At 72.9% G+C, this 17,862-nt stretch carries 15 protein-coding genes; 8 read left to right on the top strand and 7 right to left on the bottom strand.

Annotation, left to right across the window (positions count from 1 at the left end; genetic code table 11):
• Positions 1-30: 30 nt before the first annotated feature.
• Together ACFW9Z_RS13285 and ACFW9Z_RS13280 are read right to left on the bottom strand one after the other, a co-directional pair.
• Positions 31-582 carry a GNAT family N-acetyltransferase gene (locus ACFW9Z_RS13285; protein ID WP_384638922.1) on the bottom strand — a complete coding sequence of 184 codons (552 nt, stop codon included), beginning with the start codon at positions 580-582 and terminating at the stop codon, positions 31-33.
• Between the two features lie 149 nt (positions 583-731).
• Positions 732-1,829 (bottom strand): S1 family peptidase, encoded by a 1,098-nt coding sequence (locus ACFW9Z_RS13280; protein ID WP_384638919.1) that lies wholly within the window; start codon positions 1,827-1,829, stop codon positions 732-734.
• A gap of 203 nt (positions 1,830-2,032) precedes the next feature.
• On the opposite strand from ACFW9Z_RS13280, the gene ACFW9Z_RS13275 reads away from it, so the two are divergent.
• Positions 2,033-2,743: a nitroreductase family protein gene (locus ACFW9Z_RS13275; RefSeq protein WP_384638917.1), complete on the top strand. Its 711-nt coding sequence runs from the start codon at positions 2,033-2,035 to the stop codon at positions 2,741-2,743.
• Between the two features lie 141 nt (positions 2,744-2,884).
• Here ACFW9Z_RS13275 and pruA read toward each other — a convergent pair whose 3' ends face one another.
• On the bottom strand, positions 2,885-4,516 hold the full coding sequence (gene pruA / locus ACFW9Z_RS13270) for an L-glutamate gamma-semialdehyde dehydrogenase (protein ID WP_384638914.1): 1,632 nt from the start codon (positions 4,514-4,516) through the stop codon (positions 2,885-2,887).
• A 68-nt stretch (positions 4,517-4,584) separates the two neighbouring features.
• On the bottom strand, positions 4,585-5,511 hold the full coding sequence (locus ACFW9Z_RS13265; protein ID WP_384638911.1) for a proline dehydrogenase family protein: 927 nt from the start codon (positions 5,509-5,511) through the stop codon (positions 4,585-4,587).
• A gap of 212 nt (positions 5,512-5,723) precedes the next feature.
• Here ACFW9Z_RS13265 and ACFW9Z_RS13260 point away from each other — a divergent pair, with 212 nt between their 5' ends.
• The gene (locus tag ACFW9Z_RS13260) at positions 5,724-6,866 is read left to right on the top strand and encodes a PucR family transcriptional regulator (RefSeq protein ID WP_384638908.1); all 1,143 of its coding nucleotides are present in this window, start codon (positions 5,724-5,726) and stop codon (positions 6,864-6,866) included.
• Positions 6,867-6,934: 68 nt separating this feature from the next.
• Here ACFW9Z_RS13260 and ACFW9Z_RS13255 read toward each other — a convergent pair whose 3' ends face one another.
• On the bottom strand, positions 6,935-7,585 hold the full coding sequence (locus ACFW9Z_RS13255) for a response regulator (protein ID WP_384638905.1): 651 nt from the start codon (positions 7,583-7,585) through the stop codon (positions 6,935-6,937).
• A gap of 34 nt (positions 7,586-7,619) precedes the next feature.
• Between ACFW9Z_RS13255 and ACFW9Z_RS13250 the strand changes: the two genes are divergently transcribed.
• The 4 genes from ACFW9Z_RS13250 to ACFW9Z_RS13235 all read left to right on the top strand — a co-directional run bounded on the left by ACFW9Z_RS13250 (position 7,620) and on the right by ACFW9Z_RS13235 (position 12,510).
• The gene (locus ACFW9Z_RS13250) at positions 7,620-9,014 is read left to right on the top strand and encodes a sensor histidine kinase (protein ID WP_384638902.1); all 1,395 of its coding nucleotides are present in this window, start codon (positions 7,620-7,622) and stop codon (positions 9,012-9,014) included.
• Between the two features lie 96 nt (positions 9,015-9,110).
• On the top strand, positions 9,111-9,872 hold the full coding sequence (locus ACFW9Z_RS13245) for a hypothetical protein (protein ID WP_384638899.1): 762 nt from the start codon (positions 9,111-9,113) through the stop codon (positions 9,870-9,872).
• A 62-nt stretch (positions 9,873-9,934) separates the two neighbouring features.
• Positions 9,935-10,831: an ABC transporter ATP-binding protein gene (locus ACFW9Z_RS13240; protein ID WP_384638896.1), complete on the top strand. Its 897-nt coding sequence runs from the start codon at positions 9,935-9,937 to the stop codon at positions 10,829-10,831.
• Positions 10,828-12,510 (top strand): hypothetical protein, encoded by a 1,683-nt coding sequence (locus ACFW9Z_RS13235; protein ID WP_384638893.1) that lies wholly within the window; start codon positions 10,828-10,830, stop codon positions 12,508-12,510. The genes ACFW9Z_RS13240 and ACFW9Z_RS13235 overlap by 4 nt, the downstream gene beginning before the upstream one ends.
• Before the next feature lie 66 nt (positions 12,511-12,576).
• Here the strand turns inward: ACFW9Z_RS13235 and ACFW9Z_RS13230 are convergent, their stop codons facing one another.
• On the bottom strand, positions 12,577-14,034 hold the full coding sequence (locus ACFW9Z_RS13230) for a purine-cytosine permease family protein (RefSeq protein ID WP_384638890.1): 1,458 nt from the start codon (positions 14,032-14,034) through the stop codon (positions 12,577-12,579).
• A 68-nt stretch (positions 14,035-14,102) separates the two neighbouring features.
• Between ACFW9Z_RS13230 and ACFW9Z_RS13225 the strand changes: the two genes are divergently transcribed.
• Positions 14,103-14,729 carry a TetR/AcrR family transcriptional regulator gene (locus tag ACFW9Z_RS13225; protein ID WP_384638888.1) on the top strand — a complete coding sequence of 209 codons (627 nt, stop codon included), beginning with the start codon at positions 14,103-14,105 and terminating at the stop codon, positions 14,727-14,729.
• A gap of 50 nt (positions 14,730-14,779) precedes the next feature.
• Entirely contained in the window at positions 14,780-16,405 is a 1,626-nt protein-coding gene (locus tag ACFW9Z_RS13220; protein WP_384638885.1) for an amidohydrolase, read from the top strand.
• 362 nt (positions 16,406-16,767) lie between these two features.
• Here ACFW9Z_RS13220 and ACFW9Z_RS13215 read toward each other — a convergent pair whose 3' ends face one another.
• Positions 16,768-17,466, bottom strand: coding sequence for a hypothetical protein (locus tag ACFW9Z_RS13215; RefSeq protein ID WP_384638882.1), 699 nt, complete (start codon positions 17,464-17,466; stop codon positions 16,768-16,770).
• Between the last annotated feature and the right edge of the window lie 396 nt (positions 17,467-17,862).

The following is a 17,862-nucleotide window of genomic DNA, read 5'->3' as shown; positions in this document are numbered from 1 at the left end:
GACCACGCCCCGGAGCAAGTCGACCATGCCTCACAGCAGGTCGCCGTCGCGCCAGTCGAAGACGAGCGGGTCGGTGGCGGCGGGCAGTACGTGCCCGGCGGCCGGGCGGACGTAGGTGCTGCCCTCCTCCTCCGGCAGCGGGACGGTCCCGTGCGGGCCGAGGGCGGCGAGGCTCCCCGGCCACACCTGCCAGCCGCGCGCCCCGTAGAGCGCCGCGCCCGCGTCGGAGGCGGACAGGGCGCCGAACTCGTAGGCCCCGTCGACGACCCGTTCCAGCGCGCCCATCACCCGGTGGCCGAGCCCCTGACGGCGGCGGCCGGGGCGGACGGCGACGGCTTCGACGTATCCGGCGCGCAGCGAGCGGCCCTCGTGGAGCACCCGGCGCTGGACGATGGAGCCGTGGGCGATCAGCAGCCCCCCGGTGTCGCGGACGAGGGCGTGGACGCCGCCCAGGGAGTGCTCCCAGTCGTCGTCGCCGAAGTCGCCCTCGAAGGCGGAGTCCAGCAGGGCGCGGATCTCGTCCCGTACAGCCGCGGTCAGCTCATAGGTGTGGGCGGCGTGCACCGCGGGGAGCTCGGTCATCCCCCCAGTTTCCCAGGCACCCGCTCCCACCAGGCACGCAGGGGCGATTCGGGCGGGGCGGCCGCTGCCCGGGACGGAACGCCCCGGGCAGCGGCCGGACGCGCAGGTGACGGAGCCGGACGCGTACGGCGTACGGAACCGGTACTGGCTCAGTACACCGAGACGCCGTACGCGGAGAGCGCCTCCACCACCGGCTGGTGGATGGCCGAGCCCGCGGTGCCGGAGCAGCCGGAGCTGCCGGAGTGGATGCCGAGGGCGACCGTCCCGGCGAAGTGGGCGCCGCCGCTGTCGCCGCCGGCCGAGCAGGCGGTGGTACGGACCATGCCGTAGACGGGCCCGTCGCTGTAGTTGACGGTGACGTTGACGGCGGTGACCGTGCCGGAGGTCACCTTGGTGGTGGAGCCGCTCTTGCGGATCGCCTGGCCGACGACGGCGTTGGCGGCGGAGGTGATGTCCTGGGTGGAGCCGTTGTAGAGGTCGACGGTTCCGGCGGGCGAGGAGCCGTCGGTGTAGCGGACGATGCCGTAGTCGTTGGTCGGGAAGCTGGTGCCCTCCCGGACGCCGATGACCGGACCGCCGGAACTGGCCGACCAGTTGGCGGAGATGTTGGTGCAGTGCCCGGCGGTCACGAAGTAACGGGCCCCGCCCTTGGTGACGTTGAAGGCGGCCGAGCAGCGGCTGCCGCCGCCGTAGATGGCCCCGCCGCCCAGCACCTCACGGTCGAAGACACCGGGGACGCGGCTGATGCTCACCGCCCCGCCGAGCCGCTTCGCGACGGCTTCGAGGCGGGCCATGTCCCGTGCGGAGACGGAGGAGTCGGCCTCCACCGCGACCCGGTTGGTGCGCGGGTCGATGCCCCAGGAGGTGCCGGTGATCTTCGCCTCGGCCTCCAGGGTCTCCATCGCGGCGTCGAGCTGGGCGGCGCTGCGGGCCACCCGGCGCACGGTGGCCCCGGTGGCGCGGGCCTGCTCCTCGGCCCGGTCGGTGGTGACGGTGACGACCAGGTTGCCGGTCGCGCGGTCGAGGTAGGTGCCCGCGGTGTCGGCGCCGAGCTTGCGTTCGACGGCGGCGTCCAGCGCGTACGCGGACGCCGAGGGGATCGCCGAGGGGGCAGCAGCGGCGGAGTGGACTTCGGCGGAGGTGGTGGGGGCGGTGGCGGTGGCGGTGGCGGGGGTTGCGCCGAGGCCGAGCGCTCCGGCGACGAGCAGCAGGGAAAGGCCCAGGCGCGCACGGGAGTTGCGTCTCATGGGGGGAACTCCTTCTCGGGTGACGTGTGGGGACGTACCGAGAAGGAATTTGACATGGACATTACCTTCATGACAAGACCGCGCGTCCCGGGGCCGTCGGCGGCCCGCCGCGAACCCCGGTCACCGGACACTGACCGGGACCGGCCCCCGTACTGACCGACGCCCCGCTTCCCCCGGCCGCCCCCGCCCCGCACACTGCGCCCATGTCCGACACGACACCCGCACCGCAGCAATGGTCGCCCACCCATGGCGACCCGTACCGCCCCACGCCCTACCGCCCCGAGCGGATCGCCCCCGAGGAGTCCCTCGCCCGAGCCGCCCGGCTGCGGCAACGGATGGACGAGCGCAGGACCGTCCGCGCGTTCTCCCCCGATCCGGTCCCCGAGCAGGTGCTGCGCGACGCCGTCGCGTGCGCGGCCACCGCCCCCTCCGGCGCCCACCAGCAGCCGTGGACCTTCGTGCTGGTCAGGGACCCCGAGGTGCGCCGCAGGATCCGGGAGGCCGCCGAGCACGAGGAGAAGCTGAGCTACGACGGGCGGCTCGGCGAGGAGTGGCTGGCCGCCCTGCGCCCGCTGGGCACCGACGCGGTCAAGGCCCATATGACGGACGCGCCCGGCCTGATCGTGGTGTTCCAGCAGCGCTACTGGCTGGGCGAGGACGGCACCAAGCGCAAGCACTACTACGTCGACGAGTCGGTCGGCATCGCGGTGGGGATGCTCCTCAGCGCCCTGCACCTGTCCGGGCTCGCCGCGCTGATCCACACCCCGAGCCCGATGCGCTTCCTCGGTGAGGTGCTGAACCGGCCGGAGAACGAGAAGGCGTTCGCGGTCATCCCCGTGGGCTACCCGTCCGACGACTGCGAGGTCCCCGGCCTCGTACGCAAGTCGCTCGACCAGGTACTGGTGGAGATCTGAGGAGCCTCCTCACGAAGGGGCACACATGGAAACCGCCCCCCGGCCGGTAGGGGGACCGGTCGGGGGGCGGTGCTCAGGAGGGGCCTCCGCTGGGAGGACCCGGGCCCGGGGCGTCGTGCTGCGGCGCCCCGGGGAAGGGCGTCAGCCCTGGTGGGGGTAGGTGTACTCGGTCGGCGCGACCAGCGTCTCCTTGATGGCCCGGGTGAGGGTCCAGCGCTGGAGGTTCTGCGGGGCGCCCGCCTTGTCGTTGGTGCCGGAAGCACGGCCGCCGCCGAAGGGCTGCTGGCCAACGACGGCGCCGGTCGACTTGTCGTTGATGTAGAAGTTGCCCGCGGCGTAGCGGAGCTTCTCCATCGTGTACGCGGCGGCCGCGCGGTCGCCCGCGATGACCGAGCCGGTCAGCGCGTAGTCGGAGACCGACTCCATCTGCTCCAGCATGGCGTCGTAGTCCGCGTCCTCGTAGACGTGGATCGCGAGGATCGGGCCGAAGTACTCGGTCGTGAAGACCTCGTTCTCCGGGTCGGAGCAGACGATGACGGTCGGGCGGACGAAGTAGCCCACCGAGTCGTCGTACGTACCGCCCGCGACGATCGTGCACGCCGGGTCGGACTTGGCGCGGTCGATCGCGGCCTTGTTCTTGGCGAACGAGCGCTCGTCGATGACGGCCCCGATGAAGTTCGTCAGGTCGGTGACGTCACCCATCTTGATGGAGTCGACCTCGGCCGCGAACTCCTCCTGGAAACCGGAGTTCCAGATGGAGGCGGGGACGTACGCGCGCGAGGACGCCGAACACTTCTGGCCCTGGAACTCGAAGGAGCCGCGGGTCAGCGCGGTCTTGAGCACGGCGCGGTCGGCGCTGGGGTGCGCGACGACGAAGTCCTTGCCACCGGTCTCGCCGACGAGCCGCGGGTAGGTGCGGTAGTTGGCGATGTTGTTGCCGACCGTCTTCCACAGGTGCTGGAAGGTGGGGGTGGAGCCGGTGAAGTGGATACCGGCCAGGTCGCGGTGGTTCAGCGCCACCTCGGAGACGGCGATGCCGTCACCGGTGACCAGGTTGATGACGCCCTTGGGCAGACCGGCCTCCTCCAGGAGCTGCATGAGCAGCACGGCGGCGTGGGTCTGGGTCGGGGACGGCTTCCACACCACGACGTTGCCCATCAGGGCGGGGGCGGTGGGGAGGTTGCCCGCGATGGCCGTGAAGTTGAACGGCGTGATCGCGTAGACGAAGCCCTCCAGCGGGCGGTGGTCCATCCGGTTCCACACGCCCGGGGAGTTGGCCGGGGGCTGCTCGGCGAGGATCTGCCGCGCGTAGTGCACGTTGAAGCGCCAGAAGTCGACGAGCTCGCAGGGGGTGTCGATCTCGGCCTGCTGGGCGGTCTTGGACTGGCCGAGCATGGTGGAGGCGGCCAGCGTCTCGCGCCACGGGCCCGACAGCAGCTCGGCGGCGCGCAGGATGATCGCGGCACGGTCGTCGAAGGACATCGCGCGCCAGGCCGGAGCGGCGGCGAGGGCCGCGTCGATGGCGTCCTGGGCGTCCTGCTCGGTGGCTCCGGCGAAGGTGCCGATGACGGACTGGTGGTTGTGCGGCTGTACGACGTTCACACGCTCGCCGCCGCCCATCCGCTTCTCGCCGCCGATGGTCATCGGCAGGTCGATCGGGTTGTCGGCGAGCTCCTTGAGCTTCACCTCCAGACGGGCGCGCTCCGGGGAGCCCGGGGCGTAGGAGTGAACCGGCTCGTTGACCGGCGCGGGGACCTGGGTGACGGCGTCCATGGGTGCCTTGTCTCCTTGGTGTCGGCGGTGGATGTGGGTCGGCCCGGAGGCCGGTCCGGCTGGTGGGCTCAGCCCTTGGTGAGGATCGAGCGGCCGAAGAACAGCAGGTTGGCCGGCTTCTCCGCGAGGCGGCGCATGAAATATCCGTACCAGTCGGTGCCGTACGCCGTGTAGACGCGCATCCGGTGGCCCTCGGCCGCGAGCCGGACGTGCTCGTCGCTGCGGATGCCGTACAGCATCTGGAACTCGTACTCATCCAGTTTGCGCCCGGCCTGGCGGCCCAGCTCCTGGGCGATGGCGATGAGACGGGGATCGTGCGAGCCGATCATCGGGTAGCCCGCGCCCTCCATCAGGATGCGGGTGATGCGGACGTACGCCTTGTCGATCTCGGCCTTGTCCTGGTACGCGACGGAGGCGGGCTCCTTGTAGGCGCCCTTCACGATGCGTACGCGGCTGCCGGCGTCGGCCAGGCGGCGGGCGTCGTCCTCGGTGCGGAAGAGGTAGGACTGGATGACGCAGCCGGTCTGCGGGAAGTCCTTCCGCAGCTCCTCGTGGATGGCGAACATCGAGTCGAGGGTGGTGTGGTCCTCGGCGTCCAGGGTGACCGTGGTGCCGATGGCGGCCGCCGCCTCGACGACCGGGCGCACATTGGCGAGGGCGAGCTCGTGGCCGCCCTCCAGCGATTGCCCGAACATCGACAGCTTGACGGACATCTCGGCGCGCGGGCCCAGGTCGAGGGTCTTGAGCCGCTCGATGAGCTCCAGATAGGCGTCGCGGGCGGCCTCGGCCTGGGCGGGGGTGGTGATGTCCTCGCCGACGACGTCGAGCGTGACCTCCAGGCCCTTGTCGGCGGCGTCCTCGACGATCGGGACGACCTGGTCGACGGTCTCCCCGGCGATGAAGCGGTCGACGACCTGCTTGGTGCCGGGCGCGGCCGAGACGAACCGGCGCATCTTGTCGCTGCGCGATGCGGCGAGAATCACGGGACCCAGCACGGGGCACCTCCACGAATGTACGGACGAGGGGCCGTAACGGCAGGTACATGAACGTATGCGAACGGACATGAACAGACCGGTACGGCACGGATAACCACCGTGAAATCTAGGTACCGCTCCGATCCTGTGCCATCGACACCTGTCACGCATCCGTGGCCGCCATCTCAGACATCTGTATGAAAAAGCTCGGGGCGGAGTGCGAGAATGGCGGGGTGACAGGCGATTACCAGGAACTGGTCGACGAGATCTCCGCTCTCCTCGGCGCCCCCGCCACCCTGGAGAACCGCGATTTCGGCCTGGTCGCCTTCGGGGCCCACGACAGCGACGACGACAGCGCGATGGACCCGGTCCGCACCCGCTCGATCCTGACCCGCCGCTCCACCCCCGCCGTCCGCGCCTGGTTCGAGGGGTTCGGCATCACCCGGGCGACCGGCCCGGTCCGCATCCCCGCCGCCCCGGAGGCCGGGGTCTTCCGGGACCGCGTCTGCCTTCCGGTACGCCATCGGGGTGTCGTCCTCGGTTACGTCTGGCTCCTCGACACCGACCCCGGGCCGACCGACGAGCAGCTGACCGCCGCGATGGAGGTCGCCGCCCGGATCGGGGCCCTGCTGGCCGACGAGGCCCGGGCGGGGGCCGACCTCTCACGGGAGTTCGGCGCGGTGCTCACGGCCGGTCCGGGGCGGCAGCACGACGCGGCGGTGGCGGCGCTGCGGGAGGCCCTGGGCCAGGACGCGGAGGGGCTGCACACGGTGGTGTGCGTGACGCCGTGGACGGCCGACGACACCCCGTCGGTACGGGGCGTGGCCTCGGCGGCGGCGCTGGCTACGGTCGCGGGGGCGGGGGGCGTCGGCCCCTTGTCGCTGGCCGCGCTGATCCGGCTGCGGTCGGCGGACCGCCTGGACCCGGCGACGAGCGCCGCCGACCGGCTGCGTACGACGGCGGGCCCGGGGGCCGCCGGAGGGATCGCGGCACCCCGGCGGGGCCTGGACGAGCTGACGGCCTCCTGGCGGGAGGCGGTGGCGGCCGCCCGCGCGGCCCACGCCGAGACCCGCTTCGGCCCGGTCGCCCGCTGGTCGGCCATCGGCCCGTACCGCCTGCTGACCGCCCTCCCCCGCACCGGCACGGACCCCGCGGTCGCCACCCTCCTGACCCCGCTCCACAAGGAGCTGGCCCACACGGCGGAGATCTTCCTGGACTGCGCGGGCCAGGCCAGCCGGACGGCGGCCGAGCTGGGCGTCCACCGTCAGACGCTCTACTACCGCCTCTCCCGGATCGAGCAGATCACCGGCCTCGACCTCAACGACGGCGAGGACCGGCTGCTGCTGCACATGGCGGTGAAGCGGGCACGGCTGTAGGCACATGGCGGTGAAGCGGGCGTGGCTGTAGGCGGCCACCGCTTCCGTTCGCCGGTAGGTCCGGCTTCCTACTTCCCTTCCCCCCGCAGCCCCGCGTCCCACACCCAGGCCGCGATCCCCACACGGTTGCGCACCTCCAACTTCCCCTGGATGCGGGCGAGGTGGGTCTTCACCGTGCCGGGCGAGATGAAGAGCTCCGCCCCGATGTCGGCGTTGGTCATCCCGTCGGCGACCAGCTCGGCGATCTCCCGTTCACGCGGTGTCAGCCGCCCGGCGCTGCCGGGGGCCGCGCGCCGGGGCCCGGTGACACCGCGCAGCAGCCGCGTGGTGAGCTGCGGGCTGATCAGCGAGTCGCCGTTCACGGCGGCCCGCACCGCCTCGACCAGCAGCGCGGCACCCGACCGCTTCAGCAGGAAGCCGTAGGCGCCGGAGCGGAGCGCCGTATGCACGTACTCGTCCAGGTCGAAGGTGGTGACCACCACCACCCGGACCGACGGGACCTCCCGGGCCAGTTCCCTGGTGAGCTCCAGCCCGTCCATGGTGGGCATGTGGATGTCGGCGAGCAGGACGTCCGGCCGTTCCGCACGGGCCACCTCCAGCGCCTCGCGCCCGTCCGCCGCCTCGCCCACGACTTCCATGTCCGGCTGCCCGCCGAGAATCCAGCGGAACCCGTCCCGCACGCTTCGGTGGTCGTCCGCGATCACAATCCGGGTCGCCATGACATGATCCTCGCACGCTGTAGCATCGATCTGCGTGTGGAATCAACTATCCCTTTTCGCCCGGCCAGTTGGCGCTGCGGCACTGGCGGTCGCGGTCCTGTCGGCCGCGGTCGCGGTCGCGCGGGGCGGGGGAATCCACCCCCTCGTCCTGGTCTCGACGGTGGTCGCGGTGCTGGCGGCCGTGGTGCACACGGTGTGGCTGCCCGCGACAGGGCTGAAGCGGGTGGTCGCCACCGCCCCCGTGGTGTGCCTGGTCTCGCTCGGGGCGACCGCCCTCTACCAAGGGCCCGCCGACAACGCCACGGCCCTGTGGATCCTGCTGGAGACGTTCGCCCTTCTGGTGGTCGTCGTCCCGGCCGTCCGGCACCCGGGGCCCGTCGTCGCCACGGTGGTCGCGCTGGTCATGGCGGCGACGGTGACGGTGCTGCCGCTGCGGATCGCGCTGACCATCGAGCCGCCCGCCGGGCCCCGCGAGACCGTGCTGCTCTGTGTGGTCTGGGGCGCGGCGGCGGCCGTCGCCGTGGGCGCTTCCTGCTATCTGCGGTCCCTGGACAGCCACCGCCGGATCGCCGTGGCGGCCGAGCGCCGGGCCGGGCGGCTCGCCGTCGCCCGCGATCTCCATGACTTCGCGGCCCATGACGTGACCGGGGTGATGGTGCTCTCCCAGGCCGCGCAGACGCTCGCCCGGTCGTCGCCGGAACGGGCGCTGGCCCTGCTGCCGCAGATCGAGGCGGCCGGGGTGAACGCGCTGGAGGCCATGGACCGGACGATCCGGATCCTGAGCGACCTGGACGGCGACGAGAAGCGCCCACGGTCCGCCGGGGCACGGGGGCCCGGGACCGCTCCGGACGAGGAGCGCGAAGGCCGCGAGGAGCGCGAGGGCCGCGAGGGCCATGAGGCCCGTGAGGCCCATGAGGAGCACGGGCGCGTCCTCACCCTGGACGAAGTCCCCACCCTCATCGAGCGGTTCAACCGGACGGGAACCATTCCCACCCGGCTGCACCTGGCACCGGGCACCCTGGACGCGGCGCCGGACGCCGTCGGCCCGGTCGGGTACCGCGTGGTGCTGGAGGCGCTCACCAACATCCGGCGGCACGCCGCGTCCGCCTCCGAGGTGACCGTCACGGTCGCCCGCCGCCCCCGGCCTGGCGGCAGCGGCAGCGGCGCCGAGGTGCTGCGGGTCCGCGTCGTGGACGACGGTGACGGCGGCGCGGCCGGTGGCGAGGACGCCCCGGCGGCCGTCGTGAAAGCCGGGCGGAAGGGCGGTGGCACCGGGCTCGCGGCCCTGGAGCGGCGGGTCCGTGCGCTGGGCGGAAGGCTGACGGCCGAACCCGCCGAGCCCTCCGGCTGGCAGGTGACCGCGGACTTCCCCCTGGCCGCCGGGCCAGGCAGCAGGACGGCGGGTTCGGGAACGCCCAAGCCCAGGTAGCCCTTTCGGCCGACCTCGGTGGCCCCCACCCGCGCTCTCCGCTGTCTCCCGATCGGCAGATACCCCTCCCCGCCGGAGCCGGACAGCATGGTCGGCATGCAGCCACTCACTCGATGGAGCACCGGTGCGGCGGCCCTGGCGGCCGCGCTCGCGCTCAGCTCCTGCGGCTCGATCGGCGACCTCGGCGTCAAGCCCCGCAACGACAGCCGGACCTTCGGCCTCAAGGGCAGCAGCCTGACCGTGGAGTCCGGCAGCGATCTGCGCCTGGAGACGGCCGACGGCCCGGACCTCACCGTCGACCGCAACCTCACCGGCCAGGCCGCCGAAGACGGCAACGCCTCCTGGAAGCTGAAGGGAAACACCCTCGAACTCACCGCCAAGTGCAGCGGGCTCGTCCTCAACTGCGGCAGCGAGTACACCGTGAAGGTGCCCTCGGGGGTGGCCGTCACCGTGGTCACCACAGGTGCCGATGTGGTGGCCAGAGGGCTCGCCGACGCACTGACGGCCACCACCGGAACCGGGGCGATCCGGGTCGAGCGGAGCTCGGGCACCCTGCGGCTCAGCTCCGGCACCGGACGGATCGTCGTACGGGACTCCAGCTCCGCACACGTCGAGGTGCGCAGCGACAACGCCGACCACACCCTCGCGTTCCGCAAAGCTCCCAGCCGGGTTGCATCCCGTACGGGCATCGGTGACATCAGGCTCACCCTCCCCCGTGACACCACCCGTTACCGGATCGACGGCAGAGCCCAGGACCACGACACGTACCGGGTCGGGGTCCCCCACACCCCCGGGGCCTCCAACCGAATCACCGTGGAGAGCCCCCGTGGACGCGTCCTGGTGACACGGCAGAACTGATATCTCCGGGCCCACCCCGCAGACCGGCCCGGTTCTCACGGAAAACGGAAAGCTGAACACGTATGGATCTGCAGATCACCGAGCTGACCAAGGTCCACCCCGGCGGCACACGGGCCATCGACTCCTTCTCCCTGGACCTGGGACCCGGAGTGCTCGGACTGCTCGGCCCCAACGGCGCCGGGAAATCCACCCTGATGCGAGTGCTCGCCACAGTCACCAGACCCACGTCCGGCCACGTGCGCTGGCAGGGCGTCGACATCGGGGAGCACCCGGGTCAGCTGCGCCGGACCCTCGGCTACCTGCCCCAGGAGTTCGATGGGTATCCGCAGCTGACCGCCAAGGAGTTCCTCGGTTACCTGGCGTCGGCGAAGGGGCTGGACCGCAGGTCCACCCGGGGCCGGATCGCCGAGCTGCTGGAGCTGGTCAACCTCACCGACGCGGCCGGGCGGCGGCTCGGATCGATGTCCGGCGGTATGCGCCGCCGGGTCGGCATCGCCCAGGCGCTGCTGAACGACCCCGGGCTGATCATCGTCGACGAGCCGACCGTGGGCCTGGACCCGGAGGAGCGCATGCGGTTCCGCGGCCTCCTCTCCGGACTCGCCGCCGACCGCGTGGTCATCCTCTCCACCCACATCGTCTCCGACGTGGCCGCCACCGCCGACCGCATCGCGATCATGGCGCGGGGGCGCCTGCTCCGTCACGGCACACCCGAGGAGCTGCTGCGCCCGGCCGAGGGCTCGGTCTGGGAGGTCACCCTGCCCTCGCAGGAACTGGCCGCCCTGCGAACGCAGTTCGTCATCAGCTCCACCACCCGCACTCCCCTGGGGGTACGGGTCCGGCTGCTGGCGGACCGTCAGCCGCTGCCCGGGGCCGAGCCCGTCCCGCCCGAGCTGGACGACGCGTACCTCCTGACGACGTCCTCGCTGCCGGACGCCCGCCCCCAGGCGGTGGGGCGGTGACGGGCGGCCCGGTCACGGCGGTGGCCCTCGCCGCCTTCCGGGAGAGGCGCCGCCGCCCCGCGTATCTCGTGGTCCTGCTCGGCACCCTGGCGCTGGGCCTGCTGGCGGCGCCGGTCGGTGACTCCGACTTCCGGATCTTCCAGATCAGCGGCTACCGCGGCCTCTACACCAGCGGCTACGTCGGTACGGTCACCGCGCTCGGCGGCGCCGTCTGGCTGGCCCTCGCCGGATTCAGCATCACCCGCGGCACCGTCCTCAAGGACGAGCGCACCGGGGTCGGCCAGATCCTGGCCGCGACCCCGCTGGGCCGGATCCCGTACCTCCTCGGCACATTCCTCAGCAACCTGCTCGTGCTCGGTTCGATGCTGCTGGCGCTGGCGCTGACCGCCCTGGGAACGCAACTGCTCAAGGGAGAGTCGTACGGAGTCGACCTGGTGCGCCTGTTCGTCCCCTTCGTCCTGATCACCCTCCCGCTGCTGGCCGTGGTCGCGGCCTGCGCGGTCCTCTTCGACACCGTCCCGGGGCTGCGCGGCGGCATCGGCGCCCTGGTGTGGTTCGTGGTGTGGCTGGTCGGCATGATGGCGGCCCAGTCCTCCGGCGGCTACGACCTCCTGGGCATGGACCGCATCGGCGACTCCATGCGTACGGCGATCGTGGCGGGCGGCGGGCCGGCCGCCTCGGTGCACTTCGGGGTGGGACTCACCGCTGCCGACGGGGAGCTCGCCACCTTCGACTGGGCCGGGCTCGGACCGGGCGACGCGGACGGCGGCCTGCTGCTCAACTCCATACTACTGACTGGCACTTCGGTGCTGATCGCCACGGTCGCCGCACTGTGGTTCCGCCGCTTCGACCCCACGACGCCGGTGAACCGGACGGGGGCGCCGGTCGCGGGTGCGTCCGGAGCATTCGTCCGGGACGCGACCTCCGCACGAGGCACAGCCTTCGTACGGGGCACAGCCTTCGTACGGAACGCGGCCACCGCACCGGGGTCGGCCGGGCAGTCGGAGCCGGAGGCGAGGCGCAGCGCCTCCTTCGATCTGGACCCGGCGCGGATGACACCGGTCCGGTTCGGGGCCTCGCCCCTCGGAACCTTCTTCGGAGCCTTCTCCAGTGAAGTGCGGGTGCTGCTGAAGGGGGTGCACCCGTGGTGGTGGGCCGGTACGGCGGCGCTCCTGGTCACCGCCGCGCTGGTGGACGTCGACAGCCTGGTCGTGCCCGTGCTGGCGCTGGCGGTCCTCTGGCCGGTGCTGATCTGGTCCCGGCTGGGCCACCGCGCGGAGGCCGGGACGGTGGACGACCTCCTCGCCGCCTGCCCGGGTGCCGGGCGGCGGCTGCTGGCCGGTCTGTCCGCAGGCATCGCGTTCGGGTTGCTGACGGCCTCCGTCCCGATCCTGCGGCTGGCGGTCTCCGGTGACGTGACAGCGGCGGCGGCCGGGCTCGGCGGTGTGCTGTTCGTCCCCGCGCTGGCGCTGGCGTGCGGCTCTCTCAGCCGAGGCCCCCGGCTCTTCCAGGCCGGGTATCCGCTCCTGTGGTACGCGATGTTCAACGGGGTCCCCGCGCTGGACTTCCTCGGCAGCGCACCGGGCGAGGGCCCGGCCGTACCGGCGGTCATGGGTGCGGCACTGTTCCTGGCACTCGTCGGCCTCGCCGCCGACACAGTGCGCAGGGCCCGCCGCTGAACGCCCCGCGCGCCTTCGCCCGCTGTCGGCGGTGACCGGCCGCGACGCCCTCCCCGGCGGTCCGGGTCAGGACTTCCGCGTCGGAAGTGCGCGCCGTGCCAGGAGTGCGTAGCACCCGGCGGCGACGGCGATCCCGACCGGGAGCGAGAGGTCGACGCCTCCGAGGGCGGCGGCGACCGGTCCGGTGTACACCGTGTCGACGCACAGGGCCGAGGCAGTGACGCCCGCGGTGAGGGCGAGGGCCCCGGCCGGGTTGACGCCGGCGGTGTACCAGAACGGGCTGCCCCGGCTCTCGTCCGTGAGGGCCGGGCCGTCGTAGCGGTTGCGGCGGAGCAGGATGTCGGTGGCGTAGACGGCCATGCTGGGGCCGAGCAGGACGACGGTGAGCTGGAGCACGTTGCTGACGGTGCCCAGGAGGTCGGAGACGAGCAGCGCGTACAGGGTGAGGGAGACCGCCGCCGCCCCGTCCACGAGCACGCTGTACGAGCGCCGGATGCGCAGGCCCACGGCCTGGAGGGCGAGGCCCGCGCTGTAGGCGGTCAGCGCGTTGATGGCGATCGTGCCGAGGACCAGGGCCAGCAGGAAGACGGGGACGAACCAGGCCGGGAGGAGTCCTTCCAGTCCGGCCTGCGGGTCGCTCATGTCCACGGCGGTGGCGGCGAGCGCGCCGAGCGAGCAGACGACGACGCTGGGCAGGAAGCCGCCCAGGGCGGTCCAGCCGACGATCGCCCTCTTCGGTGTCGTACGGGGCAGGTAGCGGGAGAAGTCGGCGCTGGTGGTGTACGACAACGGGCCCGCCGCGACCAGCGCGAGCCCGGCCGCGAGGGTCGCCCACAGGGCGGTGCCGTGCAGCGGCTCGGCGGGGCGGTAGGAGAGGTCGGCGCGCCCGAGGACGCTGACGGCGACGACGGCGAAGGCCAGGGCGAGCGCCAGGGTGATGGGGAGGTACAGCTTCACGATCGCCGCATGGCCGTAGACGCTGATGGCCAGGGTGAGCGCGGCGATCACCATCACGACGGCGACCGTGGCGCCGTCGCCCGCCGCGATGCCCGCCCGTTCGGCCAGCGCGGTGGCGGCGCTCGCGGCGGCGGCCAGGTTGAGGGCGAAGTAGCAGACGGAGATCGCCCAGCCGACGACCGCGTTGTTGACCCGGTTGCCGCGGATGCCGTAGATCGCCCGGGTGATGACCTCGCTCGGGGTGCCCGAGGCCGGTCCGGAGATCGCGAGCACTCCGGTGAGCAGCCAGAACAGGTTGCCGGCCACGATCACCGCGAGCGCCTGAGCCAGGGTCAGGCCCATCAGGACGAGGACCCCTCCGGCCAGCAGGCTGAGGTAGTTGACGTTGGCCGCCGCCCATACGGAGAACAGCTCGCGCGGCCGGCCCCGGCGCTCGGCTTCGGGGATGTGGTCGATGCCGTGGGCCTCGATGCGCGGCGCCGTGCGGTCCGGCGCCGGGGACGCCTCCGCCGGGGCGCACGCGGTGTCGTGCCGTCCGGGAAGCGGGTCGGGAATCGTGGACGCCATGGGCCCTCCGGGTGCTGGTCGTACCCACCTGCTTGCTTATTGGTCGCACACTCAATAACGTTCACGGCATGTCGTCAAGAGTTCAGCGCCCCCGCATCCGGAAAAGTCCGGCCGCCCGACGTGCGGAAATCGTCGACGCGGCGGCGGCCGTCGCCCTGGCCGAGGGGCTGGAGTGCATCACCCTGCGGCGGATCGGCGAGGAGCTGGGGGTCCGGCCGGGACTGATCAGCCACTACTTCCCGTCGGCCGAGGAGCTGGTGGCCGAGGCGTTCGGCAGCGCCGCGAGCGGCGAGCTGGACACGCTGCTGCCGGAGGAGTCCCCCGGGGCCACCCCGACGGAGCGCCTCGCACGGTTCCTGGCCCAAACAACGGGGGAGCCGTACGACGCCATCAGCCGGCTCTGGATCAACGCCCGCCACCTCAGCCGCTACCGGCCCGTCCTGCGCGACCGGGTGACCGAGCAGGAGGCCGCCTGGCGGGGGCGCCTGGAGGGGGTGATCCGGGAGGGCGTCGAACGCGACGAATTCCGCACCTCCGAACCATCCCTGACGACCATTCAGATCCTGGTGGTGCTCGACGGGCTCGGTGCCCACGCCAATACCGGGACGGGCGAGCACCCCACTGCCGTCGTCCGCATGGCTGTTGCCACGGCAGAACGCGAACTGGGCCTTACGGAAGGCGCCTTGAGCGACTGACCGCCGACCTCCCCCCAACCGCCCTCTCGAAGAACGCCCTTGGAGTCTCCGTGCACCACCCCTCCCTCGTCCTGCTCTCCGCCCGTCTGCTCGACCCGGTCACGGGCCGCCTCCTGCCGGAGACCGCGCTGGCCGCCTCCGGAGGGCGGATCGCGGCGCTCGGCGACGACCGCGAGATCCGCGCGCTGGCCGGTGCGCCGACCACCGTGATCGACCTGAAGGGCGCGGTGGTGACCCCGGGCCTGACCGACGGGCACCTCCACCCGGTCACGGGCGCCGAGCTGACCCATGGGCTGGACCTGTCCGGCTGCAGGGACCTGGAAGCGGTACGGGAGGCGCTGGCGGGCGAAGTGCGGCGGCTGGCCCCCGGCGGCTGGCTGCATGCCTGGGGGCTCGACCCGAACGTGTTCGGCGACCGGCCGGTGGAGTCCGCCGCCCTCTCCCCCGTACTCGACGGCGTACCGGCCCTGCTCCTGCTCTTCGACGCGCACTCCATGCTGGCCAGTGCGCGCGCCCTGGAGCTCGCGGGCGTCGACGGGCCGCGCACCTTCGACCAGGCGGCCGAGGTCGTCTGCGACGCCGGGGGGCGGCCCACCGGGCTGCTGCTGGAGGACGCCGCCTGCGCACTCGTCGAGCGGGCCGCGCCCCGGCCCACCCGCGCGGAGAGCCGGGACCGGCTCGCGGCGGCCCTGCGCTCCATGGCCGCCGCCGGACTCACCGGCGGGCACGTCATGGACGCCAACGGGGACAGCCCCGCCCTCTACACCGAGCTGGACGCGGCCGGTGAACTGCCGCTGCGGCTGCGGGTCGCGCCCTGGTGCCGGCCCGGTGCGGACGCCGATGCCGTACGGGAGCTGATCGAGGGACAGGGGCGCGGCGGGGCGCTGTGGCGGACGGCGGGCGTCAAGCTCTTCATGGACGGCACGATCGACAACGGCACCGCCTGGCTGGAGCGCCCCGACTGCCACGGCGAGTCCACGCACGCCTTCTGGCCGGACCCGCAGGCGTACACCCGCGTCATCGGCGAACTCCACCGGGCCGGGGTCCCCACCGCGACGCACGCGATCGGGGACGCGGCCGTGCGGCACGCCCTGGACTCGGTGGCGGCGGCGGTGACCGCCGATGGCCCTTCCGTACGCCACCGGATCGAGCACATCGAGACGGTGCCCGACGACACCCTGGCCCGGTTCGCGGAGCTGGGCGTCATCGCCTCCATGCAGCCCACCCACTGCTGCGACTTCACCCGGGCCGACCACACCGACAACTGGTCCCGGCGGCTCGGCGAGGAGCGCGCGTCGCGGGCCTGGCGGTGCCGCGACCTGTGGGACGCGGGGGCGAAGGTCGTCATCGGCTCCGACTGGCCTATCGCCCCGTTCCCTCCGCTGGGCGTCATGGCCGGCGCCCGCCACCGCCGCCCATCGCGCGACCTGACCCAGCCCCCGCACGGCCCGGAGCAGGCACTCACCGCCCTCGAAGCCCTCCGGGCCATGACCGTCAACGCGGCCTGGGCGGCGGGCGAGGAACGGGAGGCCGGGCGGCTCGCCGTCGGCTGCCGGGCCGACCTCACGGTCCTCGCCGACAACCCGCTCACCACGGCCGCCACCGACCTGCCGGACCTGCCGGTGCTGCTCACGGCGGTCGACGGCCGCCCGACCCACCGCGACGCGAGCGTGTGAGGCCGCTATCCGCGCCGCCGATGGAACAGCCGGTTGAGCTTGACGAAGGCGAGCGCACCGAGGAAGCCGACGACGTTCAGGACGACGAACGCCGCGATGATGGACCAGAATTGATTCATGAGGTGCCCCTGCCGTTGACGGTCCGACTCCGAGTGGCTCACCTACTTCGTACAGCGCACACCCGGTCGGCGAACAGAGCCGGAAAGGTTCGTTGAGCCAGATCTGAGGTACGGCAAGGGCAACGAAATTCCGCTACTCCCGGGGCACCGCCCGGTCGCTGACCGGAACGGCCGGCACCGGCGGTGCGTCGCCGTCGCTCCGGCGGGGACCCCAGCGGTGGTCCAACTCCTCGGCCCGGAAGGTCACAGGAGTGCCCGGTCCATCGGGCGGGGCAGCGGGGCCAGGGCCCCCGCCTCGCGCAGGCGCTCGTACGCGCGGACCACCGCCGCACTGTCGCCGGGGGCCGCGATGCTCAACAGCTCGCCGCCGCCCGGGAGTTCCTGGCGGACCGCCTCCAGATCCTCCGGTACGAGGGCGGCGCGGGCCGGGGAGAGGTAGCCGGTGCGGCCCACGACCGGGTCGCCGGCCGAGAACCCGGCCTCGTCCTCCAGCGCGTCCAGCACGTCGTCGTCGCTCACATCACCGAAGTCCGGCTCCCACACCCGGGCGAGGAGGGTGAGGATGTCCTCCTCGGGGACGGGGGCGTTGTCCGGCGCGTACAGGATGACGGCGAGCGACTGGAGCAGGAACTCCGGCGCTCCCCCGGCCACCCCGCTGACCTCCGCCTCCCAGCCGGGCGTCCCCGTGCCGACGAGCCGCAGGCCGGTGCCCGTCAGGTCCGACCAGTCGGCGGCACTCCGGGCGGTGCGCACCGCGCCGAGCAGCGCCTCCCCGTCCGCCGTGATGGCGGTCGCGGGGCCGTCCGCGTGGACCTGGCTCCAGGCGTCCGCCGCCTCCGGGACCAGGGCGGCGAGCCCCTGGAGGGTCTGCCGCCACCGCTCGGCCAGGGCCTCGGCCGACTCCGGGCGAGGGCCCCAGAAGCCCCGCACTACACGTCGCATACCGCTCTCTCCTCCGTCGCCCGACCGCTCCGGGTCACCCCACGCGTGCAGGCTACTCGGCTACTCGTCGAAGGCCCCGGGCTTCCTCGTGCTGTCGCCGGGTTTCGCCGGGCTGTGCACCACCGTGACCGGCAGCCCCTCGTCCCGGAACGCCCTGCGGGCCGCCTCACCGCCTCCGGGTCGGAGAAGTGCCGCTCCACGGGCTTGCCGCCCGCTACGGGTAGGCCACCGACAGCAGACATACGCGATCCGCCCCCGGCCCCTGGCTGACCTGACAACCGGTCACCCCAGGGTCGGGGCGTCTCACCGTCGTGGGTCCCAGGGCCCAACCCGCGTCCCAGAAAGGTGAGTTGGTCCGCATACGCGAACCGGCTGCCGGGCGCCCCGGTGAAGGGG

Origin of the sequence: Streptomyces sp. NPDC059452, from assembly GCF_042750035.1 — a bacterium.
Lineage (GTDB): Bacteria > Actinomycetota > Actinomycetes > Streptomycetales > Streptomycetaceae > Streptomyces.
Note: the sequence above shows the minus strand (reverse complement) of the source record. Positions and strands in the feature narration are given on the sequence as shown.